The sequence below is a fragment of the Streptomyces sp. NPDC032472 genome, from assembly GCF_040636955.1.
Classification (GTDB): Bacteria; Actinomycetota; Actinomycetes; order Streptomycetales; family Streptomycetaceae; genus Streptomyces.
The window spans coordinates 58,797-82,186 of sequence record NZ_JBEZVK010000001.1; the positions used below are offsets into that span (position 1 = coordinate 58,797).

At 73.3% G+C, this 23,390-nt stretch carries 17 protein-coding genes; 7 read left to right on the plus strand and 10 right to left on the minus strand.

Annotated elements, in window-relative coordinates:
- Window positions 1-9 precede the first annotated feature (9 nt).
- Entirely contained in the window at window positions 10-1,089 is a 1,080-nt protein-coding gene (locus AB0F11_RS00230; protein ID WP_362166502.1) for an AsnC family transcriptional regulator, read from the minus strand.
- A 109-nt stretch (window positions 1,090-1,198) separates the two neighbouring features.
- Between AB0F11_RS00230 and AB0F11_RS00235 the strand changes: the two genes are divergently transcribed.
- Window positions 1,199-2,743, plus strand: coding sequence for an MFS transporter (locus AB0F11_RS00235; RefSeq protein WP_362166504.1), 1,545 nt, complete (start codon window positions 1,199-1,201; stop codon window positions 2,741-2,743).
- Between the two features lie 182 nt (window positions 2,744-2,925).
- Entirely contained in the window at window positions 2,926-3,999 is a 1,074-nt protein-coding gene (locus AB0F11_RS00240) for a hypothetical protein (RefSeq protein WP_362166506.1), read from the plus strand.
- A 100-nt stretch (window positions 4,000-4,099) separates the two neighbouring features.
- Here the strand turns inward: AB0F11_RS00240 and AB0F11_RS00245 are convergent, their stop codons facing one another.
- A complete protein-coding gene (locus AB0F11_RS00245) occupies window positions 4,100-6,367 on the minus strand; it encodes a M4 family metallopeptidase (RefSeq protein ID WP_362166508.1) in 2,268 nt (755 codons plus the stop codon).
- A gap of 383 nt (window positions 6,368-6,750) precedes the next feature.
- On the opposite strand from AB0F11_RS00245, the gene AB0F11_RS00250 reads away from it, so the two are divergent.
- Window positions 6,751-8,229 (plus strand): sugar transferase, encoded by a 1,479-nt coding sequence (locus AB0F11_RS00250; RefSeq protein ID WP_362166510.1) that lies wholly within the window; start codon window positions 6,751-6,753, stop codon window positions 8,227-8,229.
- A 31-nt stretch (window positions 8,230-8,260) separates the two neighbouring features.
- On the opposite strand, the gene AB0F11_RS00255 is transcribed toward AB0F11_RS00250, so the two are convergent.
- Complete coding sequence (locus AB0F11_RS00255) at window positions 8,261-9,205, minus strand: GDP-L-fucose synthase (protein WP_362166512.1); 945 nt, start codon at window positions 9,203-9,205, stop codon at window positions 8,261-8,263.
- A 218-nt stretch (window positions 9,206-9,423) separates the two neighbouring features.
- Here AB0F11_RS00255 and gmd point away from each other — a divergent pair, with 218 nt between their 5' ends.
- The 3 genes from gmd (at window position 9,424) to AB0F11_RS00270 (ending at window position 14,195) form a co-directional block, all read left to right on the plus strand.
- Window positions 9,424-10,437: a GDP-mannose 4,6-dehydratase gene (gene gmd, locus AB0F11_RS00260; protein WP_362166514.1), complete on the plus strand. Its 1,014-nt coding sequence runs from the start codon at window positions 9,424-9,426 to the stop codon at window positions 10,435-10,437.
- Between the two features lie 218 nt (window positions 10,438-10,655).
- Entirely contained in the window at window positions 10,656-13,433 is a 2,778-nt protein-coding gene (locus AB0F11_RS00265; protein WP_362166516.1) for a LamG-like jellyroll fold domain-containing protein, read from the plus strand.
- 90 nt (window positions 13,434-13,523) lie between these two features.
- Complete coding sequence (locus AB0F11_RS00270; RefSeq protein WP_362166518.1) at window positions 13,524-14,195, plus strand: hypothetical protein; 672 nt, start codon at window positions 13,524-13,526, stop codon at window positions 14,193-14,195.
- 250 nt (window positions 14,196-14,445) lie between these two features.
- Here AB0F11_RS00270 and AB0F11_RS00275 read toward each other — a convergent pair whose 3' ends face one another.
- Genes AB0F11_RS00275 through AB0F11_RS00285 form a run of 3 tightly spaced genes read right to left on the minus strand, consistent with a single transcriptional unit; the run spans window position 14,446 to window position 16,749 of the window.
- A complete protein-coding gene (locus AB0F11_RS00275; protein ID WP_362166520.1) occupies window positions 14,446-15,111 on the minus strand; it encodes a hypothetical protein in 666 nt (221 codons plus the stop codon).
- A gap of 37 nt (window positions 15,112-15,148) precedes the next feature.
- Entirely contained in the window at window positions 15,149-16,270 is a 1,122-nt protein-coding gene (locus tag AB0F11_RS00280) for a glycosyltransferase (protein WP_362166522.1), read from the minus strand.
- On the minus strand, window positions 16,267-16,749 hold the full coding sequence (locus AB0F11_RS00285; RefSeq protein WP_362166771.1) for a putative colanic acid biosynthesis acetyltransferase: 483 nt from the start codon (window positions 16,747-16,749) through the stop codon (window positions 16,267-16,269). Before AB0F11_RS00285 ends, AB0F11_RS00280 begins: the two co-directional genes overlap by 4 nt.
- A 206-nt stretch (window positions 16,750-16,955) precedes the next feature.
- Here AB0F11_RS00285 and AB0F11_RS00290 point away from each other — a divergent pair, with 206 nt between their 5' ends.
- Window positions 16,956-18,428 (plus strand): hypothetical protein, encoded by a 1,473-nt coding sequence (locus AB0F11_RS00290; protein ID WP_362166773.1) that lies wholly within the window; start codon window positions 16,956-16,958, stop codon window positions 18,426-18,428.
- A 162-nt stretch (window positions 18,429-18,590) separates the two neighbouring features.
- Here the strand turns inward: AB0F11_RS00290 and AB0F11_RS00295 are convergent, their stop codons facing one another.
- From AB0F11_RS00295 to AB0F11_RS00310, 4 genes are all read right to left on the minus strand, one after another.
- Window positions 18,591-18,929, minus strand: coding sequence for a hypothetical protein (locus tag AB0F11_RS00295; protein WP_362166524.1), 339 nt, complete (start codon window positions 18,927-18,929; stop codon window positions 18,591-18,593).
- Window positions 18,930-19,113: 184 nt separating this feature from the next.
- Window positions 19,114-20,325, minus strand: a complete 1,212-nt coding sequence (locus AB0F11_RS00300) for a hypothetical protein (protein WP_362166526.1) — start codon at window positions 20,323-20,325, stop codon at window positions 19,114-19,116.
- Window positions 20,322-22,076 carry a lipopolysaccharide biosynthesis protein gene (locus AB0F11_RS00305; protein ID WP_362166528.1) on the minus strand — a complete coding sequence of 585 codons (1,755 nt, stop codon included), beginning with the start codon at window positions 22,074-22,076 and terminating at the stop codon, window positions 20,322-20,324. The genes AB0F11_RS00300 and AB0F11_RS00305 overlap by 4 nt, the downstream gene beginning before the upstream one ends.
- Entirely contained in the window at window positions 22,073-23,278 is a 1,206-nt protein-coding gene (locus AB0F11_RS00310; protein ID WP_362166776.1) for a glycosyltransferase, read from the minus strand. The genes AB0F11_RS00305 and AB0F11_RS00310 overlap by 4 nt, the downstream gene beginning before the upstream one ends.
- Between the last annotated feature and the right edge of the window lie 112 nt (window positions 23,279-23,390).

Genomic DNA, 23,390 nt, shown 5'->3' on the forward strand with positions numbered 1-23,390 from the left:
GCCGCGGTGTCAGGGGGCGGGCGGTGGGTCCACCAGCCGCCCGCCCTCCACCAGCATCCCGGCCCGCTTGACCGTCCGCAGGGTCGGGATCACCTCCACCTGCTGGATGCCGGGCACCGAGCCGATCCGCTCGGTCAGGTACGTGTACAGCGCGTCGGTGTCCCGGCACACCAGCGAGACCTTCAGGTTCGTCGCCCCCGTCACGGCCGCGGCGAACGCCACCTCCGGGTGCCCGGCGAGGGCCGCGCCCACCTCCGCCAGCCGGGCCGGGGCCGCGGTCAGCATCAGCGCGGCCTCGGTCTCGTACCCGAACACCGCCGGGACCAGCTCCACGTCCAGGTACAGCGCGCCCTCCTCCCGCAGCCGCTCCAGCCGGCGCCGCACGGTCGACTCCGACAGGCCGGTGGCGCGCGCCAGTTCGGCGTGGCCCGTCCGGCCGTCCTGGCCCAGGACGGCCAGCAGCGCGAGCTCCTCCGCGTCCAGGGCGTACCGCCCGGGCGAGGGCTGCGGGGCGGGCGGCTCCAGCGCGGCGACCTGGTCGGGCCGCAGCACGTCCAGGCCCTTCCAGCACGAGGCCCCGCCGCGGAAGACGCGCAGGATGGTCTGGGCGCTGACCCCGGTCACCCGCCGGGTGCGCGGCAGCTTCTCCAGCAGCAGCAGATCGCGGTCCTGGCTGGTCCGCGCCTTGGTGAGGCAGTGGATCTCGGTGCCGCCGGAGGTGAGCTTCACCCAGGCGCTGTCCGGCCGCCGGGCCAGCGCCTCGGCGACGGCGACCGCGGCGTCGGGCGCGCACTGCACCCGCAGCCAGGACTCGAACAGCCCGACGCGGCGGCCCACGGGCAGCCCCACCACCCGGATCAGGCCGGACGTCCGCAGCCGGCGGTAGCGGCGCACCACCGTCTGGTCGGAGACCTCCAGCACCCGGGCGATCCGGCGGAAGGAGGCCCGGCCGTCCACCATCAGGGCCTGGATCACTGCCCGGTCGAGGGCATCGAACTGCAGGGAGGCCTGCGCGGGGGCCTGCGCGGGGGTTTGCGCGCGGGCGTGGGCCTGCAGGGCGGACGGCACGGGATTCATGGTTTCCATCATGACAGGGCTCCTCGTGCGTGAAATCCGCCGGCGGGCGGGCTGCGGGTGGGTGATCCGGGGCGGCGTCGCGAGGATGGAGTCCTTCCCGTCCCACCCGAGGAGATTCCGCATGCGCAAATGGCTGCCCCTGGCGGCGGTGTGCCTCGGAGCGTTCATGCTCCTGGTCGACGTCACGATCGTCACCGTCGCCCTGCCCGACATGGCCTCCGACATGGACACCGGCTTCGCCGCCCTGCAATGGGTCATGGACGGCTACGCCCTGGCCCTCGCCGCCCTCCTGCTCGGCGCCGGCTCCCTCGCCGACCGGATCGGCCGGCGCGCCGTCTACCTCGGCGGGCTCGCGCTGTTCGCCGTCTCCTCGCTCGCCTGCGGACTGGCCGACGGGCCCGGCGCGCTGATCGCCTTCCGCGCCGTCCAGGGCGTCGGCGCCGCCGCGATGTTCGCCACCACCATGGCCCTGCTCAGCCAGGCCTACCAGGGCCGTGACCGCGGCGTCGCCTTCGGCGTCTGGGGCGCGGTCAGCGGCGCGGCCGCTGCGGCCGGGCCGATCCTCGGCGGGCTGCTGACCGAGCAGTTCGGCTGGCGCTGGATCTTCTTCGTCAACCTCCCCGTCTGCGCGCTCGCCGTGTACGTCACCCTCAAGGCGGTCGCCGAGTCCCGCGCCCCGCACACCAAGGGCCTGGACCTGCCGGGCATGGCCGCCTTCACCGCGGGCGCGGGCCTGGTCACGTACGCGCTGATCCGGGCCGGGGAGGACGGCTGGAGCGCTCCCGTCACGCTCGTCCTGTTCGGCCTGGGCGCCGCAGCCTTCGCCGTCTTCACCGTGGCCGAACTGCGCAGCTCCCACCCGATGCTGGACCTCTCGCTGTTCCGCGACCGGACCTTCACCGGGGTCATGGCCGCGGCCCTGCTGCTGTCCGGCGCCGCGTTCTCGTACCTCATGTACGTGTCCCTGTGGCTGCAGTCCGTGGAGGGGATGGGCCCTGTGGGCGCCGGGCTGGTGCTGGTGCCGCTGAGCCTGGCCGCGTTCCTCGTCTCCGCGGCGGCCGGGCGGCTGCTGCAGGGGGTCCCGGCCCGGCTGACGATCGGCGGCGGGCTGCTCCTCATCGGCGCGGGCGCACTGCTCCAGGCCTGGATGCTGGACGCGGGCGACGGCTGGCCGGCCCTGGTCCCGGGTCTGGTCGTGACCGGCGTCGGGGTCGGGGCGGCGCTCCCGCCGCTGGCCGCCACCGTCATGGGCTCCGTGGCCCCGGCCCGGGCGGGCATGGCCGGCGGTGCGCTGAACGCCGCGCGCCAGCTCGGCATGGCCTTCGGCGTCGCGGTCCTCGGCTCGCTGTTCCACGCCGGGCTGGCCGACGGGCTCGCGGGCTCCGGCCAGGCCGACGGCACCGCCGAGGTGCTGGCCTCGGGCGGGGCGGGCCGGCTGCTGGCGGCGGCCCCCGCCGCCCGGGCCTGGATCGAGGAGGCCTTCGCATCCGGGCTGCGGGACACCTTCACGGCCTCGGGCGTGATGGGTCTGCTCGGTGCGCTGGCCGTGGTCCTGCTGGTCCGCCCGCGGCCGGCGGCCGCTGCCGGGGCGGCGCCGGGCGCCGGGGGTGCCGGATCCGGGGCGCGGGAAGCGGCGGCTCCGGCGGGTGGACGCGCCGCCGTCTGACGGGCCGTACGGCCGTTCGGTCGCGCCCCGGGCTGCCGTATGGGCCCATGGGGCGCGCCGGGCGGGTGAACCTGCGAACGCCTGCGCATGCCGAACCGATTCCGCGGTGGGCCGCGCTCCTACGCTGCCCGCTGGATGCCACCGGACCGGCATCCAGTGCCCACAGAACGGATCGCCTCCCCATGCGCCTTCGCCCTACTGCCGTTGCGTTCATCGGAGCCCTCAGCCTCGTCCTTCCCACCGCCGGCACCGCCCTGGCCGGTGGCGACGACGGCCGCATCGAGGGCCGGCTGGAGTACATCGTCGACGACGGGTTCCGGGAATACCGGGAGCTCCGTCCGGCGGACCACGACACCTGCTACGAGCTGAACGGCACCTCGCGCGAGCACCCCGCCACGGCCGTGCGCAACGACACGAACGCGATCGCGGTGCTCTACCGGGAGCGCGGCTGCAACGAGAGGTCGACGCGGACGCTGGAGCCGGGCGACGAGGTGCACAACGTGTCGGTCCGCTCGGTGTTCTTCCAGCCGCGCCACGTCGACCGCGACGACTACCGCTGGGACGACCGCGGCGACGATCGGCGCGACGACTACTACTACGACGGTGACCGCAGCCGCCTCGCCCGGGTGAGCCCGGACCACCGCCCCGCGAGCCAGGCGACCACGATCGTCGCGAAGGACGACGACGACCAGCCGGGCGAGGAGCAGCAGCGCCAGGACGAGCAGCAGGGCCGGGACGAGCAGATGCGCCCGGACGAGCAGCAGGGCCGGGACGAGCAGCAGGGCCGGGACGAGCAGCAGGGCCGGGACGAGCAGCAGGGCCGGGACGAGCAGCAGGCCCCGGAGGAGCAGCAGGGCCGGGACGAGCAGATGCGCCCGGAGGACCAGCAGCGTCAGGACGAGCAGCAGGCTCCCGAGGAGCAGCAGGGCCGGGACGAGCAGCAGGGCCGGGACGAGCAGCAGGGCCGGGACGAGCAGATGCGCCCGGACGAGCAGCAGGGTCCGGAGGAGCAGCAGGGCCGGGACGAGCAGCAGGCCCCGGAGGACCAGCAGGGCCAGGAGGAGCAGCAGGGCCAGGAGGAGCAGCAGGGCCAGGACGAGCAGCAGGCCCCGGAGGACCAGCAGGGCCAGGAGGAGCAGCAGGGCCAGGACGAGCAGCAGGCTCCCGAGGAGCAGATGGTCGACGACCAGCAGCAGGGTCCTGAGGGGGAGCACGAGGGCGACATGTACGACGCGATCTTCAAGGCGATCCCCTGACGGTCGGCCTCGCACCGCATGGAACAGGGCCGTCCGGGAGGTTACCTCCCGGACGGCCCCGCGTTGTGTCAGCCGTCAGGCCTCACCAGCCCCGAAGGGGTCAGAAGGTGAGCTTCCAGCTGTTGATGTAGCCGGTGTCCAGGCTGGCGAGGTCCGCCACCCGCAGCTTCCAGACGCCGCTGGCGACCTCGGAGGAGGCGTTCACGGTGAAGCTCTGGACGATGTTGTCCGCGCTGCCGCCGGAGCGGTTGCGCAGGTTGTAGACGGTGCCGTCGGGGGCGACGAGGTCGACCCGGAGGTCACCGACGTAGGTGTGGACGATGTTCACGTCCACCTTGAGGGTGCTCGGGGCGTTGCCCGAACGCGACACGGTGATCGGCGACTCGACGGTGGAGTTGTCGTTGATCGTGTAGTCGTTCGTGTTCTCGAACACGTTCTGCTCGTTGGTGCTGACCGTCCAGGTGAAGGACGAGGTACCGGACTTGCCGGCGGAGTCGGTCACCGTCACGGTCACGTTGGACGTGCCCGTGGTGGTCGGCGTGCCCGAGATCAGGCCCGTCGAGGAGTTGATGGACAGGCCGGCCGGCAGGCCGCTCGCCGCGTAGCTCAGGGCGCCCGGGTTGGTGCTGGTCGCCTGGACCTGCAGGCTCACCGCGGTGTTGACCTTGGTGGTCTGGTTGGCGATCTGGGTGACCGTGACGCCGTCGTTGATGCGCGGGCCGACGGCGATGGCCGCCCACGCGTTCGCCGCGTTGTTGTACGTGGCCGAGCCGGCGCCGTACAGGTCGGCGGCGGCCTGGAGGGTCGCCGTACGGGCGGCCGCGTAGTTGGTGTTGGACTTGAAGTAGCCCACCGTCAGCGCGCGGAACCAGATCTTTGCGGCGGCGTCGCGGCCTATCCCGGTGACCGGCAGGCCGTCGGAGGTCGGCGAGTTGTAGCTCACGCCGTTGATGACCTTGGCGCCGGAGCCCTCGGAGGCCAGGTAGAACCAGTGGTTGGCCGGGCCCGAGGAGTAGTGGACGTCGACGTTGCCGATGCCGGAGTACCACGAGTCCTTCGACCCGCCGTCCTTGCTCGGCTTGTCCATGTAGCGCAGCGGGGTGCCGTCGCCGTTGATGTCGATCTTCTCGCCGACGAGGTAGTCGCCGACGTCCTGCGGGTTGTTGGCGTAGAACTCGACGGCCGCCGCCATGATGTCGGAGGTCGCCTCGTTCAGGCCGCCGGGCTCACCGCTGTAGGTCATGTTGCCGGTGACCGAGGTCAGGCCGTGCGTCATCTCGTGGGCGGCCACGTCGATGGATGTCAGCGGGTGCGTGTTGCTCGTGCCGTCGCCGTACGTCATGCAGAAGCAGGAGTCGTCCCAGAACGCGTTGACGTAGGCGTTGCCGTAGTGGACCCGACTGTAGGGGGCCACGCCGTCGTTGCGCAGGCCGTTGCGGCCGTGGACGTTCTTGTAGTAGTCCCACGTCAGCTGGGCGCCGTAGTGGGCGTCCGCGCCGGCGGTCTCCTTGTTGGAGGCGCTGCCGTTGCCCCAGACGTCGGTGCTGTTGGTGAACAGCGTGCCGGTGCCGGAGGAACCTCCGTTGAGGTTGTACGTCTTGTGGCCGCCGCGGCCGGCGTCGGTCAGCGTGAAGCTGCTGCCCGAGCCGGAGGTGCCCATCTGGACCTGGCCGCTGTACATGGTGTTGCCGGTGCCGGTCTCGATGGCCTGCCACTGGGTGATCTTCGCGCCGGTCTTGGCGTTGGTGACCACGTGCAGCTCGCTCGGGGTGCCGTCGTCCTGGAGGCCGCTCACGACGGTCTCGTAGGCGAGGACGGGCGCGCCCTCGGCCGCCCAGATCACCTTGCGGGCGCCCTTGGCGGGCTTGGACTGCTTGGAGCCGGCGTCGTTCGCCGCGGAGACCGCCTGGCCCTCGGCCGAGGCCGCGGTGACCGAGGCGTCGGTGTCGGCGACCTTGATCTCGTGCTGGGTGGCCTTGGTGACGCTCTTGGTCACGCCGCCCTTGGCGTGGACCGTCAGGTCGCCGCCGAGTACGGGCAGGCCGGCGTAGGTCCGCTCGTACGTGGTGTGCGTGGTGCCGTCCGCGTCCTTGACCACGTCGCGCACGACGAGCTTCTCCTGGCCGCCGAGGCCGAGCGCCTTGGCCGCTGCGGCGGTCGTCGAGTTCGCCTCGGTGATGAGCGTCGCACGCTCGGAGGGGCTCAGCTGGTACGGCGCCGCGCCCGGGTTGGACTTGGCGGAGGTCAGGCCCTGCGACGCGGTGGCGTCGGCGGAGGCGGTGCCGGCCTGGATGCCGACGGCGAGCAGCGCGGCCGCGGCGACGAGTGCGCCGGCCGCCTGGGCACGCCTGTGGGGGGTGGGACTCAACGCAGACTCCTTCTGCAAGGGGGGTTCCGGACGGCTGGGTGGGCCTCCGGGCAGAGCAGGGCTGGTGCGATGAACGGATCGAAGAGTGCCACCTGTCGGCTGCGATGTCAGGGCCGCGTCAAAAGATTGGCCGGAAAGGGTTCGTTGACCGTGCAGACGTATCCGGTATCCGAACCATTCACCTTCGCGTGGGAGGGTCCGCCGGCCAAATCCGGAACAGCTGACACCGGTTGCTAACGCCTGAGTAACAGGAGCACCCGTTCCGGCAATCGGTACATGGCGTAAGTCTGTTTGTCGTACTGTTTCCCGGTGCGCCATCCGCCCGGGCCAGGGGAAGCCACGGGCATGCGCCACCGTCACATGACCACGTGCCAGGGGGGCCCATGAGGCATGTCCATTTTCCTGCGCAAAGAGTGGCCGGAGCGGCGGCTGAGCCTGCTGCTGCCCCGGTGCGGCGAATCGGCGACAAAGCCCGCTGGTACCTGCCCGCCGCCGTCGCCGCCGACATCCTAGGCGCAGCCGTTCCCGTGGGGCTCGTCTTCCAGGCGGCGCAGCAGGTCCGGCCGTTGTACTGCGCCCTCGGCGCCGCCCTGGCGTGGACCGGTGTGCAGACCGTGCGCCGCCGCTACGCGAACCGGGCGCTCGGCGAGTCCCGCGGGGTGCTCCCCGTCCTCCACGACTGGCTGATTCTGATCGGTGTCCTGGCCGTCGCCCGCGTGGTCACCGGCGAGAGCACGCCACGGCTGGCCGCCCTCGGCGCCCTCGTGCCCGCCCTGCTCATCACCGTGGCCTGCCACAAACTGACCTACCGCCACCTCTCCGCAGCCCGCCGCGAGGCCCAGGCCGTCAGCCGGGTGCTGGTGATAGGGGAGCCCGCGGCCGCCGGATCCGTCATCTCCCACCTCGCCGCGCGCACCGACCACCCGTACGTCGTCGTCGGCGTCGTCCCGGTCGGCGCCGGCCCCCTCGACAGCGGCGTGCCCGTCGCGGCCCGGCTCGACGCCGAGGCGCCCGATGCCCCGGCCGCCGACACCGACGCCGTGCTCGGCGCCGTCCGCAGCCACCACGCCGACCTCGTCCTCGTGGCGCCCGGCGCGCGGCTCGCGGGGGAGCGGCTGCGCCGGGTGGCCTGGGCGCTGCACGACGCGGGACTGGACCTGGCCGTCTTCCCCGGCCTGGTGGAGGTCTCCGTCAAGCGCCTGGAGACCCTCTCCGCGGGCGGGCTCGCCGTCCTGCGCGTGGCGCCGCCGGTCAGCCGCGGCGTCCAAACCGTGCTCAAGTCCGCCCTGGACCGCGTCGGAGCCGCCCTCGGACTGCTGCTGCTCTCCCCGCTCTTCCTCGCGATCGTGCTCGCCATCCGCTTCGGCTCCCGCGGCCCGGCGTTCTACCGCCAGCAGCGCATCGGCCGCGACGGCACCCCGTTCACCATGTGGAAGTTCCGCACCATGGTCGTCGACGCGGACCGGCTCAAGGACGAGCTCACCGGGGCCAACGAGAACGACGGCCTGATGTTCAAGATCCGGCGCGACCCCCGGGTGACCCGGGTCGGCCGGCTCCTGCGCCGCACCTCCCTGGACGAACTGCCCCAACTGCTCAACGTGCTGACGGGGCACATGTCGCTGGTCGGGCCCCGCCCGCCGCTGCCGGAGGAGGTGGCCCGCTACGACGAGGTCGAGCTGCGCCGGCTCACCGTCCGGCCGGGCATGACCGGGCTGTGGCAGATCAGCGGCCGCTCCGACCTGTCCTGGGACGAGACGATCCAGCTCGACCTGCAGTACGTCGACAACTGGTCCTTCACCAGCGACATGGACGTCATGGGCCGTACGATCCGCGCCGTCGTCGACGGACGCGGAGCGTACTGAGGGCCACCGCCCGGTGCGTCCCGCCCCGCGCTCAGCCCTGCTCGCGCCACCACCGGTAGGTGGCGGCGATGCCGTCCCGCAGTGCGATCCGCGGCTTCCAGCCCAGCGCGGTGAGGCGGCCGACGTCCAGGAGCTTGCGCGGGGTGCCGTCCGGCTTGGAGGTGTCCCAGGCCAGGCGCCCCGCGAAGCCGGTCACCTCGGCGACGGTCTCGGCCAGCTCCCGGATCGTCAGGTCCTCGCCGCAGCCGATGTTGACCGGCTCGTCGCCGTCGTAGCCGTTCAGGAGCACCGCGCAGGCGTCCGCCAGGTCGTCCACGTGCAGGAACTCGCGGCGCGGGGTGCCGCTGCCCCACAGGGTGACCTCCTCGCGCCCCTCGGCGGCCGCCTCGTGGAAGCGCCGGATCAGCGCGGGCAGCACGTGCGAGGACTCGAGGTCGAAGTTGTCGCCCGGGCCGTAGAGGTTCGTGGGCATCGCCGAGATGTACGAGGCCCCGTACTGCTTGCGGTACGACTGGACCTGGACGATGCCGGCGATCTTCGCCAGCGCGTACGCCTCGTTGGTCGGCTCCAGCGGTCCGGTCAGCAGGGCGTCCTCGGTGATGGGCTGCGGCGCGTGCTTGGGGTAGATGCAGGAGGAGCCGAGGAACAGCAGCCGGCCGACCCCGGCGGCGTGCGCGCCGCCGATGACGCTGAGCTGGATCTTGAGGTTGTCCTCCAGGAACTGCACCGGATACGTGCTGTTGGCCATGATCCCGCCGACCTTGGCGGCGGCCAGCACCACGGCGTCGGGGCGGACGTCCCTCAGGTACGCCCCGGTCGCGGCGGCGTCGCGCAGGTCGAGGTCGGCGCGGCCCCGGGTGAGCACCTCGTGCCCGTCGGCGGTCAGGCGGCGGGCGACCGCGGACCCCACGAGGCCGCGGTGGCCCGCGACGAAGACGCGGGCGTTCGGGGGCAGCAGCGGCAGCGAACTTGTCATACCGCCGATGATGCCAGCCCGCCGCCGCCGCACGGGGGCGAGGTGCGACGCCCCGCACCGGTGCCGCACGGCCGATCGCGTGTACGGTACGCATCCAGCCCTCCGGGCCGGGTCCGCGCGGCCCGGCGCTCGGCCGGCCGGGCGGGGGCGGACCGCAGACCACGGGCCGCGGCAGCCCCAAGAACCGCACACCGCAACGAAATCCAGGGGGACCCCACATGGGCAAGACCGCACTGATCACCGGCGTCACCGGGCAGGACGGCTCCTACCTCTCCGAGCTCCTGCTGTCCAAGGGCTACACGGTGCACGGGCTCGTGCGGCGGTCCTCCAGCTTCAACACCGAGCGGATCGACCACATCTACCAGGACCCGCACACGGCCAACCGGTCCTTCGTCCTGCACCACGCCGACCTGTCCGACGGCGTCGCGCTCGTGAACCTGCTCCGGGAGATACAGCCCGACGAGGTCTACAACCTGGGCGCCCAGTCGCACGTGCGCGTCTCCTTCGACGCCCCCCTCTACACGGGCGACGTGACCGGCCTCGGCGCGCTGCGGCTGCTGGAGGCCATCCGGGCGAGCGGTGTGAACACCCGTATCTACCAGGCCTCGTCCTCGGAGATGTTCGGCTCCACCCCGCCCCCGCAGAACGAGGACACCCCGTTCCACCCGCGCAGCCCGTACGGCGCCGCGAAGGTCTTCGCGTACTGGACCACGGTCAACTACCGCGAGGCGTACGACATGTTCGCCGTCAACGGGATCCTGTTCAACCACGAGTCCCCGCGCCGCGGCGAGACCTTCGTGACCCGCAAGATCACCCGCGCGGTCGCCCGGATCAAGGCCGGCCTCCAGGAGCACCTCTACCTCGGCAACCTCGACGCCGTCCGCGACTGGGGCTACGCGCCCGAGTACGTGGACGCCATGTGGCGGATGCTCCAGCAGGACGAGCCGACGGACTACGTCGTCGCCACCGGCGTCGCCGCCACCGTGCGCGAGTTCGTCGAGTCCTCCTTCGCCCACGCGGGCCTGGACTGGACCGAGCACGTGCGCTACGACGCCAAGTACGAGCGCCCCAGCGAGGTCGACGCCCTCATCGGCGACGCCTCCAAGGCACAGGAGCTGCTTGGCTGGAAGCCGACGGTGTTGGTGGCCGAGCTGGCCCGGATCATGGTCGACGCCGACATCCGCCAGGTCGAGGACCAACTGGCCGGTGCAACCGTCCGTATCGACCGCTGAGGCCTTATATTTCGCCTACGATTTGCCGTGCCCCGGTCATCGTCACAGGTCTTCGCGTGCGTGACCGGGTCAAACCTGCCGTATGTCCGCAGTGCGCCCTCCCTGCCGGGGACGGGGGAGGTGACCGGGCTTCGCGTGAGCCGTAGTCTGCGCGCCAGTACATATGGCTGTTCGGATAGTTCCAGCCATCAGAACCGGGCGACAGCCCTGGGGGGTTCATGCGTAGATCCAGAGGGCTGACAGCTGCCCTCGTCCTGTCACTGGCCGGTGCGGGCACCGGGCTGGGCGTGGTGCTGATGCCGCAGGCCTCCGCCATCACCCCGCCCGTGGCGTTCACCGCCGACAGCCTGCCCACCTGGCAGCCCAACGGGGTCGTCTGGGCGATGGCCCAGGCGGGCGGGACCGTCTTCGCGGGCGGCACGTTCTCGGCGGTCCGCCCGCCGGCCGGCGGATCCGGCACCGAGCAGGAGGCGGTCAACTTCGTCGCGCTCGACGCCGCGACGGGCAACCCGACGGCGTGCAAGCTCGCCTTCACCATCGGCGACGGCACCGCCACCGTGCGCGCGCTGGCCGTGTCGAAGGACAAGAAGACCCTCTACGCAGGCGGCTACTTCGGCGCCGTCAACGGCACCCCGGTCTCCAGCGTCGCCGCGATCGACATCGAGAGCTGCACCCCCAAGGCCTCCTTCCACCCGGCCTTCCCCGCCACCGTACGGGCGCTCGCCGTCTCCGACGACACCCTGTACGCGGCCGGCGACTTCGGCACCGTCGAGGGCCAGACCCGCGAACGGTTCGCCGCGGTCGACGCCGCCACCGGCGCGGTCAAGCCCTTCACCGCCAACGCCGACGAGCCGGGCCGCGCGGTCACGCTCACCCCGGACGGCAAGAACGTCCTGCTCGGCGGCGACTTCTTCTCCGTCAACGGCTCCAACACCCACGCGCTCGCCGTGGTGGACGCCGCCACCGGCAAGGTCGCCAAAACCTACGCCACCATCCCGTCGAACTCGGTCGTCAAGTCGATCGCCACCGACGCCGATGGCTTCTACACGGCCAACGAGGGCTCCGGCGGCGGCGTCTTCGACGGCCGCATCGGCCTGCGCCTGAGCGACTTCACCGAGAAGTGGCGCGACCGCTGCCTCGGCGCCACCCAGTTCGTCCTGCCGTACGACGGGGTGCTCTACAGCTCCTCGCACGCGCACGACTGCTCCACCGAGCTGGAGTACCCCGACGGCAAGCGCCACCACCTGCTGGCGCAGCCGACCGACCACACCGGCGCCGCCCCCGCCCCCGTGGACGGCTTCGTGCGCGGCCCGCGCAAGCTCGGCTGGTTCCCCGACACCAACGACGGCCTCGGCGAGGGCATCGGCCCGCGCGTCATGGCCGTCGCGGAGAAGGGCGACACGAAGTACATGTGGGTCGGCGGTGAGTTCACCACCGTCAACGGCGTCGAGCAGCAGGCCCTGACCCGCTTCGCCTCCAGCGGCGACGTCGGCGCCCCGACCACCCCGGTCGCCAGCGCCGCCAGCGTCAAGCCCGGCGAGGTCCAGGTGCGCTGGCGCACCAGCTACGACGCGGACGACAGCAAGCTGACGTACCGCATCTACCGCAACGGCTCGTCCACGCCGATCCAGACGATGACCGCCGACTCCCTGGAGTTCGAGCGTCCGCAGGCCTCCTGGACCGACACCACGGTCAAGGCCGGCCAGACCTACACCTACCGGGTGACGGCCACCGACGGCGCGGGCAACACCAGCGCCCTGTCGGCCACCGCCTCCGTGACGGTGCCGGCCTCGGCGCAGGCGTACCCGAACCAGGTCCGCGCGGACGGCGCCCAGCTGTACTGGCGCTACGACGACACCTCCAGCCCGTACGTGGCCGACTCTTCGGACGGCGGCAACACCAGTGGCGTCCAGGTGAACGCCCCGGCGCTGCGCCAGACGCCCGGCGCGGTCACCGGCGCCAGCACGGCCATGGGCTTCAACGGCACCAGCCAGCAGGTCTACAGCGACCACCGCCAGACGGTGAGCAGCAGCTACACCATCGAGACCTGGTTCAAGACGAACACCACGCGCGGCGGCAAGCTGGTCGGCTTCGGCAACAACACCACGCGCAACAGCACCTCGTACGACAAGCAGATCTACATGACCAACACCGGCCGTCTGGTGTTCGGCGTGTACAACGGCTCGACCCGGACCGTCTCCACGGGCCTGCTCGACACGTACAACGACAACAAGTGGCACCACGTCGTCGCCACCCAGGGCCCGGCCGGCATGGCGCTGTACGTCGACGGCCAGAGCAAGGGCACGGCCGGCTACACCGACTCGGCGTCGTACGCGGGCTACTGGCACGTCGGCGGCGACAACCTCAGCACCTGGCCGACCAAGCCCACCAGCAACTTCTTCGCCGGGCAGATCGACGAGACCGCCGTCTACGGCAAGGCGCTGACCGCGGCCCAGGTCAAGAACCACTTCGACCTGGCCAAGGCCCCCGCCGACACGGTCTCCAAGGTTTCCGCGACCGAGGACACCTACGTCAACCAGGGCGCCCCGAGCGCCGCCAACGGCGCCACCACCTCGCTCGCGGTCCGCGGCAACCCGGCGTACGAGACGTACCTGCGCTTCGACCTGCCGGCCGCGCCGGCCGGCCAGGTCCTGAAGTCCGTCGCCCTCCAGGTCAAGACCACCACCCAGACGGGCGCCGGCACCGCCGACACCGTGTCCGTGGTCCCGGTCACCGGCACCTGGAGCGGTACGGCCACGTCCTTCACCACCAAGCCGACGCTGGGCACCACGCCGCTCGGCACGTTCGCGGCCATCCCGGACGGCTCGGCGGTCCAGAGCACCCAGCTCGACACGGCCGCGCTCTCCGCGGTCCTGGGCGGGAGCTACAGCATGGCCCTGACCAGCACGGGCACCGACCCGCTGTGGATCTGGTCCGCGGAGGCGACGGCGGCGGACGCGGCCCCGCAGCTCGTCCTCACCTTCGGCCCGAAGTAACCGCCCGACGGCACTGCGGGGCCCGGCCGCCCGGACCGGGCCGGGCCCCGCACCGCCGTCACCCCACCGGCCCGTACGGGAGCCCCACTGATGTACCGACGCCCCGCCGCGGCTGCTGTCCTGCTGGCCGCAGCCCTGACCCTCACCGCCTGCAGCTCGGGCGGCGGCCCGTCCGCCGCCGCCGCCAAGCCGAAGCCGCCGGCCTCGTCCTCGGCCCCGGACCCGGCGGACGCCACCGCGGCGCCCACGGCGCCCGCGGCGAAGCCGACCGGCCCCGTCCTCCCGGACGCGAAGCTCACCCCGAAGACGGGCAGCTTCAAGCCGAACGAGAAGCAGTACCTCAGCGGGCGGGTCCCGGAGAAGATGGACCCGGCGGCGGTCCTGCAGACCGGGCAGGAGTCCTGCCAGCGGGTGGAGCGCACCGCCAAGCGGGACAAGGACGCGGCCACGGGGGCCGTCATCGCCGGGGAGATCCCGGGCGCGAAGGACGCCGTCCCGTACCTGTGCCCGGAGCAGAAGCCGATCCTGGACGCGGCGGCGAAGGGGTTCCCCGACGGCCCCCGCCCGGCCCCCGCCCCGGGCACCTACCGGGCGCTGACCCAGAGCCCCGCCTGTACGTGGGAGGCCAAGGGCAAGGACGGCGCAGTCCTGGCCTCGGGCCCGGAATCCCCGCCGAAGCCGGGCGACAAGATCACGGCCACGATCCCCGCAGGCACCACGGACTTCACCTCCACGGGCTGCTACGCCTGGCTCCCGGCGTAACCCCGACCCCAGAACGCCCCCGACGGCCGCCCCGCCGCCGGGGGCGTTCCGCATACGGCCCCGCCGGCATCCTTCAGCCTCGCCGACGTGTGAGGCGCGGGGTCCGGGGCGGAGCCCCGATCTTTGAGCCGCGCCTCACCCAGCCCCGCCGGCGCTTGAGGCGGACGGGGTCCGGGGGCGGAGCCCCGGTTTCGGGAAGGGGCGGGGAGGGGAACGGCTCCGCGCAGCGGGAGGCGGCCGCGCCGCGGCATCAGCTGTACGCGATGGCGCAGCCGCGGCGCAGGGCGTGCTCGGCGGCGCCCAGGTACAGCGCGGTGAAGTACGCCGCGTCCGGCTGCTCCCGCCACGCCCCCGGCCACCGCTGCGCGGCCTCCCGCACGGCCGGCCCGGAGAACCAGTTCGTGAGGGCGAGGTTGCCGCCGTCCCGGGGCACCGCGTCCGGCAGGCCGATCACGGCGGCCAGCCGCCGGCCCGCCTCGGCGGCGCGGTGTGCGCTGCGGACCCGGGCCGGGTCCCCGCCGAGCACGGCGGACACGGGCAGGACGAGCACGCCGTCGAAGTCGACGGGTATCAGCACATCCCAGTCGAGCAGGGCGTCGTGGCACTGCTGCCCGTCGGCCTGGTCCCGGCACAGCGCCTCGAAGGCGTCGTACGGCCGGTTCACCTTCTCCTCGAACGCTTCGGCAGCCCCAGGCGCCTCGGGCCGGGCGACGGGGCAGCCGAGCCGCCCGAACGGCGCGGACCACCCGGACCGGAGGACCGGCCGGTCCCCACCCCGGGCGGCCTGCCGCGCCGGCGGCGTGAACCCGCCGAGCCCCCGCCGGGCCAGCTCCTCCCCGAGCGCGGCGGCGAGCGGCGCGCAGACCTCGCCGTCGGCCCAGTCCTCGGCCGCCACGTCGACCACGTAGATCCCCATGCACCGAGGCTACGGCGGCCCACTGACAGCGGCCGGTTCAGCGGCGCAGGGCCGCCTCGTAGACGGGCAGCAGGGTGTCGAGGACGGCGTCCATCGAGAAGGACTGCGCGGCCAGGGCGCGCGCCGCCTCGGACGCGGCCGCGTTGGCCTTGGGGTCCAGCAGCTCCAGGACGGCCGCGGCCACCCCCGCCGCCCCCGGCTCGACGGCCCGGCCGGCCCCGGCGGCGGCGATGTCCCGGGCCAGGCCGTTGGAGTGGGTCACCACCGACGGCACGCCCACCGCGAGGGCCTCCAGCACCGACATCGGGAACGGCTCGTCCACCGACGGCAGTACGTACACGTGGGCCCGCCGCAGCTCCTCCTGCACCCCGTCGCCCGACAGGGGGCCGGGGACGGTGAAGCGGTCCGCCAGCCCCAGTTCCGCGATCCGGGCCAGGACCGCGGCCCGTTCGCCCTCGTCGGGCCCGGCCACCACGAACTGCGCGTCCGGGTGCGCCGCCAGGACCGCCGGGGCCGCGTCCACGAAGTCCACCGGGCGCTTGCGGGCCTGGAGCCGCGCCGAGTACAGGATCCGCGGCGGGCCGGCCACGTCCGGGCGCCCGCCCTCCACCGCCGGGGTGCCGTTGACCAGCCGGACCGCCCCCGGCAGCGGGGCGCCCACGACGGCGTCGAGGCCCTCGCGCTCGTGCGGCGTCAGGTACAGCACGCGGTCCGCGCCGCGCAGCAGCCGGCGTACGGCCACCGCGTCGAGCACCTTGGCCAGCAGCTTCTCGCTGGGGTCCACCATGCCGTGGGTCTGGAGCACCAGGGGCCGGCCGGCCCGCAGCGCGGCCAGGGCCACCGGCAGGGTCACCAAGTCCCGGGCCAGGTGGACGTGGACCACGTCCGCCTCCCGTACGAGCCGGCCCGCCGAGGCCAGCAGGGCCGGCGAGGTGATGCCGCTGAAGCCCAGAGGGAGCAGCCGGCGGGCCGGGAACAGCTTCGCCGGGACCCCTTCGACGGAGGTCGGCCACGGCTCGCCGAAGCCCTCCCCGAGGGCCAGCAGGCCCGCCTCGTGGCCGCGGGCCCGCAGCCCCTTCGCCAGGTTGAGCGCGACCCGCACCGGCCCGCCGAACGCGTGCGAGGGGGAGTGCAGCGTGACCGCGTGCAGGACTCTCACGTGGGCTCCTCGACGGGGCGGCGCTGCCCGTCCATGGTCTGCAGGGTCAGTGCAGGAAGGTTTCTGTGGACCACGGCGCCGGCGCCCGCCACCGCGCACCGGCCCACCGTCACCCCGGCCAGCACCGTCGCCCGGGCCGCCACCCACGCCCCGTCCTCGACGGTGACCGGGGCGTTGCGGTAGCGGAAGTCGGCGGCCCGGTGGTCGTGGGAGCCCGTGCACAGCATGGCCTCCTGCGAGATGCACACGTGGGAACCGATGGTCACCGGCTCCAGGTTCAGCAGCCAGGCGCCCTCGCCGATCCACGTGTGGTCGCCGACGGTCAGCTTCCACGGCCACAACACCCGCACCCGGTGCCGGATCAGCACGCCCTCGCCGATCCGCGCGCCGAACGCCCGCAGCAGCGCCACCCGCAGCCGGGCCGGGCAGAACCACGCCATGAAGAGCGTGTTCATCACCGCGAACCAGAGCGCCTGCATCAGCAGTCCGCGCCCCTTGTCGTACCCGGCCAGCGTGAAGGAAGGAAGATCACGCAACGCTCGCTCGCCCCTCGTCGTTCGCCCCCGGCCGCGCCTCCCCGGGGGCCGCCCGCTCAGACTAGACTGCGCGCGGATCAGGCACAGGGGTGGGGGCTGCAGTGGCAACGGACATACGCAAACCCCTCGCCGCCGCCTTCCGGCCCGAACTGCCCGACGGCGACGACCCCGACCGCTGGGGCCGGGTCACCACCCCGCGCACCCTGCTCTCGCGGGCCCTGTCCGTCCCGCTGATCCTCGGATTCACCGTCTTCCTGCCGCTGTTCGTCGCCGGCCAGTCCGGCGACGGCCAGCGCGACGCCGCCTTCTGGCTGCAGCTGCTGCTCACCATGTACGCGGGCGCCCGGCTCTCCGCGATGGTGCTGACCAGCCGCCGCAAACTCCTGCAGGGGTCCTTCTGGCTGTTCGTCTACATGGCGATGGGCGTCGCCCCGCTCGCCCAGGCCGTGTTGGGGCGGGTCCCGACCCCGGTGGTCGGCCCCCGCTCCGACCTCACCGTCGCCATCGGGCTGGTCCTGCTCGGCTGCACCGCGTACGACGTCGGCGTGCTGCTGGCCCGCCACCGGCCGGCCGGGCGCGCCGGGGGCTCCCGCAAGGAGCGCCGGCCCGTCATGGCGCACCGGCGCCGCCTGCAACTCCTCACGGTGCTGGCCTTCTTGTGCAGCGCGGCGTTCATCGTGAAGCTCGGCGGCCCGGCGGTGTTCTTCTCCAGCCGGCAGGAGATCATCGCGGGCATCCAGGAGGCGGGCGTCTCCAACGGCGACGGCCAGGCCGGCCAGGCCCTCCTGCGCGGCTTCGGCACCGTGCCGGCGCTGCTCGCCTGGCTGCTGTACACACGGTGGCTGATCACCTCGAAGTACGCCCGGCGCAAGGTGTCGATCCTGCTCACGTGGGCGGCGCTGTGCGGGCTGAACCTGGTGGTCAACAACCCGATCTCGAACCCCCGCTACTGGTTCCTGACGGTCATGTTCGCGATGCTGTTCACCGTCTTCCCGGTGAGCGCGGCGATGTACCGGGTGGCCCTGTCGATGGCCGTGGTGGTCGCGCTGCTCGTCTTCCCCTTCGCGGACCGCTTCCGCTACGACGAGAAGAACTACAAGCCGGTGGAGACCACGTCGTTCCTGGAGCCGCTGGCTCTGAAGGACTACGACCAGATCGGCATGTTCGCCAACACCATCACCTTCTCGAACTCCGGCCCCGGCCACTTCTACGGCCGCCAGCTGGCCGGATCCGTGCTCTTCGCGGTGCCGCGCTCGGTATGGCCGGGCAAGCCGCGGGACACGGGCGTGATGGTGGGCCAGTGGATGGGCACGGTCAACACCAACCTCTCGTCCCCGGTCTGGGCCGAACTGTGGCTCGACTTCGGCCCGCTGGGCATGGGGGCCGGCCTCCTGGCCATCGGCTACGCGTCGGCCCGCGTCGACCGCCGCTACGCCAAGCGCGCCACCCGCCGCTCGCCTCCCGGCAGCCTGATCTCGGTGGTCGTCCCGCTGGTGGCCGGCTACTCGTTCATCCTCCTGCGCGGCCCGCTGCTCCAGGCCTCCGGCCGCGTGGCGATAGCCGCCCTCTGCCTGGCCCTGATAGCCACCCACCGCACGGACACCTCCACCACCCTCCGCTGACCCCGCCCGGGCCGCGGGGCGGGTACGCTCCGCTGGGGCGGCTCCGCCCCGCGCCCCCGCGCCTCAAACGCCGGCGGGGATCAATCGCCGGCGGGGCTGAATGGGCCCGGCGGCGTCCGAGGGGTGGCCCCACCCACTGTGGGACGCAGGCCGGCTCGGCCCTCAAAGGGCAGGCGCGAGCAGAGTCAGACGCAGGAGCGCGGCAAGGGCCGGCACCGCAGGCACGGTGAACCACCACCTGTCCAGCCACTCAGCCTTCACGGACACCCACGTGAGTACGGCGGTCACGAAGGCCAGGGCGAGCGCCAGGCCGGCCGCGAAGCCGGAGTGGGCGACGGTCTCACTGTCCCAGGGACCCGCTGGTTCCGCCGCATAGGCGAGCAGGGCCAGATAGCCGGTCGCCAGGTTGCCCGAAGCCAGAAAGAGGGCGCACACGACGGCGCCGATCCGATGAGAGGCGCCTCCGCCGCGCTGCCGGCTCACGTTCCTCGTGTCATTCACCGCAACACTCTCCCCGCGTCGTCCAGGTTTCCGTCGAACAACCGAGCGTATTCGTGAGCGCCGTGACTTCGAGGAGGGCCCGTCGGGATTCCAGCCCCGCCGGCGTTCGAGGCGAGGGGGCCGGGGCCGCAGGCTCCGGTATGCGGAGAAGGGCGGGGCGGGGAGGGCTCGGCGCAGCGGGGCCTCAGACCGCGGGCTGCTGCGCGGGAGCAGGGAGGCGGGCCACGCGGGTCCAGGCGGCGGCGGCCTTCAGGGCCGAGCCCAGGGCCAGGCCCCAGGCCGCGCCCCCGACACCGCACAGGGCGTAGCCGCCCAGCAGGAAGGCCACCGAGAGCAGCGAGAAGGCGAGTTGGAGGGAGAGGGTGGCCTTCGGGGCCAGCACCCGCAGGGTGAGCAGGGCGCAGGTGCCCAGGCCCATCACCGCGTACTGCGCCCCCGTGGCCGGCAGCAGCGCCGTCACGGCCTCCCAGGTGTCCCCCAGCAGGGCCCGGCCCGCGCCGGCCGGCAGCGCGTACAGCACCGCCGCCCACGTCCCGCCGACCACCGCCAGCGCCGCGCCCATCGCGGCCGTCAGCCGGACGACCCCCCGCTTGCCGCCGGCCCGCCCCACCACCGGCGGCCCGAACGCGTTTGCGGAGTTGAATAGCACGTTCAGCGGCCCGAACACCGTGGTCGCACCGCGCAGCGCACCGACCGCGAGGGGCGTCGCGAAGACGCCGAGCCCGAGCACGGCCAGCTGGCTGGAGCCGTTGCCGACGGCGAACTCCACCACGAACCGCTGCCCGAGGTGCCCCCGCCGCAGGTACGGCCCCAGCTCGGCCCGCGCTCCGGCCGTGTACGGCCGCAGCAGCACCAGGCCCAGCGCGATCGCGGGCACCGCGGAGAGCCCCCACACCAGCACCAGCCGCCCGGGCGCGGCCCCTTGGGGCTGCACGGCGAGCGCAGCGACCCCGCACGCGAGCCGCAGCGCGTCGGCGGCCAGCGCCCGCTCGGGCCGGCGCAGCGCGGAGAAGCAGTACCGCAGCCCGTCCTGGACGAGCACCGGCGGCAGTACGAGCCCCAGCGCGAGGAAGGCCCATCCGCCGGCCCCGGGCAGGACCAGGCCGACGACGGCCAGGCCGGCCCCGGCGACCGCGGAGGCGGCCGCGGTGAAGGCGAGCGCCGAGCGGCACACGCCGCCCAGCCGGGCCCCGTCCTTCTCCAGCACCACCGTCTGGCCGACGTACGCGATGTTCAGCCCGAGCAGCACGCTGAAGGCCACGTACACCATCGAGAAGTCGGCGAACCCGGCCGCCGTGGACAGCCGGGCGGCCAGCACCAGCACCAGGATGTTGGTGGCGCTGGAGGCGGCCTGGTCCAGGACCGAGGCGACGGCGGCGAGACCGCGCCGGCTCACCTGCGGCCCGTGCGGACCGTGCGCAGCGCGACGGTGTCGGTGCCGTCACCCGGTATGTGCTGCTGCGGCGGCGGGACCGGACGGTGCACATCCGGCTGCTCTGCCACCGGCGCCGGGGCGGCGGCTCCGCCCCCGCCCTTGCTCCTGGCCTTGCCGCGGCCCGGCTTCCCGTCCGGCAGCGGCCCGTGCACCACCGCACCCAGCACGGTGCCCCCGGCGCCGGTGATCAGCTCGCGGATCCGGGACAGGTCGGTGCGGTGGACGGCGCGCGGGTCGCAGACGACGAGGACGCCGTCGACGCGGTCGACGAGCGCGAGCGCGTCTGCGTACGAGAGCACCGGCGGGGCGAGCACCACGACGGTGGAGTTGGGGGAGTCGGCCTCGGAGATCAGCCGGGTGGCGCGCGGCGAGGTCAGCGCCCGTGCCACGTTGCGGACCCGGTCGCCGGGGATCAGGTCGAAGGCGCCGGACTCCCCGGCGTCCACGACGAGCTGGCGCCCGTCCGGCCAGTCGGACTCGCCGCCGGGGGCGCCGGCCGCCGGGCCCTCGTGCCCCGCGGCCCCCGCCGTACGGCTCCACCGCGGCCGTCCGCCCGCGTCGGTGGGCAGCTGGCTGGCCAGCACCGGCGTGCGCAGGTCGGCCTCGATGAGCAGGACGTCCTTGCCGGTCTCCGCGAAGGAGGCGGCCAGGTTCACGGCCACGGCGGCGGCGATCTCGCTGCTGCCGCGCGGGGCGACCACGAGCAGCCGGCGCCGGTCGGCGAAGCGGGAGTCGTAGGCGAGCCGGAAGGCGACCGAGCGGAACTCCTCGGCGAGCCGCGGGTCCTCCTCGCCCGCCGCGAGCAGCGGACCGCCGGCGCTCTTGTCCCGCGGCAGCGAGCCGAGCACGGGGGCGCGCAGGGCCCGGGCGACGTCGCCCTCGGAGCGCGGGGCGGGGTCGAAGACGAGCCGGACCCAGGCGGCGAGCAGGCCGAGCGCGAGGCCCACGGCAGCGCCGAGCGCGAGCGACATCGGGATGCCGGGGCCGTCCGCGTGGCTCGGCGGGGTGGCGGCGCTGGTGACCCGGCCCGGGGTCATGTCCAGGGCCTGGAGCTTGGCGATGTTGCTGTTGAGGGAGTTGACCTTGCCCTGGAGGTCGGTCTTGGAGTTGTACGCGGCGTCGCGCGCCGTACCGGCCGGCATCGCGTTGATCTGCTTGACCAGTTCGTCGAGGTTCTTGGCGACGGGGTCGCGCTGCTCCTGGTAGCCCTTGACCATCTTGTCGCGGGTGACGTCGAGGGACTCCTGCCGCTTGAGCAGGTAGGCGTCGGTCATGGCGTTGGCGCGCTTCGCGGCCTGGCCGGGCGAGGAGGCGGTGTAGGTGAAGCGGAGCACCATGGTCTGCGGCGGGTTGGTCACCTGCAGGCCGCTGCGCAGGCCGGCGAGGTCCTTCGCGGGGACGCCGAGCTTCTTGGCGGCCTCCTCGGCTGTGGAGCTGGAGAGGGCGACCTGCCGCTCGGAGCCGATGTTGATGGCCTTGTCGGGGGCGAGGCTGGGGTTGAAGGGGTCGTCGGTGGGTGCGCGCAGCACGACGTCCGCGGTCGCCACATAGGTGTCGGCCGTGTCGATGCCGAGGTAGACACCGCCCAGCAGGCCGATTCCGATGCCTGCGCCGAGGAGCCGTCGGTAGCGCAGGAGCTGGCGGAACTGGTCCCGCAGGAGGTCGGGTTCGTCCTCGGCCGGGACCGCTGCGGGGCGGTTCGTCTCGATCACGGCTGCGGACCCCCAAGTGCTTCGTCTATCAGTGCGTCGATGCGGGCCAGGCCCGCGTCGCGGCTCAGGTGGGCCGCCACGTGGCGGGGCCCGGCCGCCCCCAGCGCGTCCGCGCCCTCGGGGTCCTCGGCCAGGATCCGCACGGCCTTCAGCAGCGCCTCGGGGTCCTCCGGCGGTACGAGCACCCCCGCGCCCGAACGTTCCACCTCCTGGGCGGTGCCGCCTTCCGCCGCGACGGAGGCGACGACGGGCCGGCCGGCCTGGAAGTAGGAGGTCAGCTTGGACGGCACGCTCATGTCGAGCACGGCCGCGTGCTGCGTCACGGCGAGGACGTCCGCCGCCGCGAGGATATCCGGGAACTCTCCGTCGGCGGCAGGGGGGATGATGTCCAGGTTCGGCACGTCCGCGGACAGGGACTCCAGCGCGGTGCGCTGGCTGCCGTCGCCCATGAGGACGAAGCGGACGGCCGGGTCGAGCCGGGCGGCGCCGACGATCACCTCCAGGCCCTGCTTGAGGCCCATGTTGCCGGAGTGCAGCACGACGGTCTGGCCGGGGGCCCAGCCGAGGTGGCGCCGGGTCTCGCCGCGCGGCCGCGTCGGCTGGGGCACGTGGGACCAGTTGGGCACGAGGCGGATGCGCTTCGGGTCGACGCCCATGCCGACGACGCGGTCGACGAAGGTCTCGTGGATGACGCCGACGAGGGCGGCGCGCTTGAGGGCGTAGGCCTCCGCGCGCCCGGCGATGACGGCCGCCTTGTCGCCGCCGCTGATGCCGCTCTGTGCGGCGGCGGCGCCCATCAGGTCCTGCACGACCGGGATGAAGGGCACCTTCCACTTGGCCGCGAGGCGGGCGGCGAGGACCCCGCCGGCCAGGCTGGGCATCTGCGCCATGACCGCGTGGGGGCGCCGCATCCGGGGCGGTGCGACGGCGCCGTGCAGCAGAATCGATCCTTCGAACAGGGCCCGCTTCACCGCGGTCTGGCGGGGCGGCACCGTGTGCGCACGCCGGTGCACGATGACCCCCGCGCGCCGTTCCGTGCGCTGCAGCGCCCCCCTGTACTCCGGCTCCAGCGACCACGACGGGTAGTGCGGCATGCCGGCGAGGACGTGCGTCTCATGGCCGAGTTCCGCCCAGTGCTCCGCGATCTGGGTGGCGTACGGGCCGATCCCCGCGTGCTCGGGAGCGTAATTGGTGGAAACCAGCAGCAAGCGCCGGTGGCCGGATGTGGACACGTGAGGTCCCCTTCTCCCCAGGATGATGCGCACGTCACCCTATTCGTTCACCGGCACGCCAGTGAACGTGCACGCTATTGTC

Excerpts from the sequence above, each read along its gene's own strand:
- AB0F11_RS00230 (WP_362166502.1), bottom strand. The coding sequence starts at position 1,089 with ATGATGGAAACCATGAATCCCGTGCCGTCCGCCCTGCAGGCCCACGCC.
- AB0F11_RS00235 (WP_362166504.1), top strand. The coding sequence starts at position 1,199 with ATGCGCAAATGGCTGCCCCTGGCGGCGGTGTGCCTCGGAGCGTTCATG.
- AB0F11_RS00240 (WP_362166506.1), top strand. The coding sequence starts at position 2,926 with ATGCGCCTTCGCCCTACTGCCGTTGCGTTCATCGGAGCCCTCAGCCTC.
- AB0F11_RS00250 (WP_362166510.1), top strand. The coding sequence starts at position 6,751 with ATGAGGCATGTCCATTTTCCTGCGCAAAGAGTGGCCGGAGCGGCGGCT.
- AB0F11_RS00255 (WP_362166512.1), bottom strand. The coding sequence starts at position 9,205 with ATGACAAGTTCGCTGCCGCTGCTGCCCCCGAACGCCCGCGTCTTCGTC.
- gmd (WP_362166514.1), top strand. The coding sequence starts at position 9,424 with ATGGGCAAGACCGCACTGATCACCGGCGTCACCGGGCAGGACGGCTCC.
- AB0F11_RS00265 (WP_362166516.1), top strand. The coding sequence starts at position 10,656 with ATGCGTAGATCCAGAGGGCTGACAGCTGCCCTCGTCCTGTCACTGGCC.
- AB0F11_RS00270 (WP_362166518.1), top strand. The coding sequence starts at position 13,524 with ATGTACCGACGCCCCGCCGCGGCTGCTGTCCTGCTGGCCGCAGCCCTG.
- AB0F11_RS00275 (WP_362166520.1), bottom strand. The coding sequence starts at position 15,111 with ATGGGGATCTACGTGGTCGACGTGGCGGCCGAGGACTGGGCCGACGGC.
- AB0F11_RS00285 (WP_362166771.1), bottom strand. The coding sequence starts at position 16,749 with ATGCAGGCGCTCTGGTTCGCGGTGATGAACACGCTCTTCATGGCGTGG.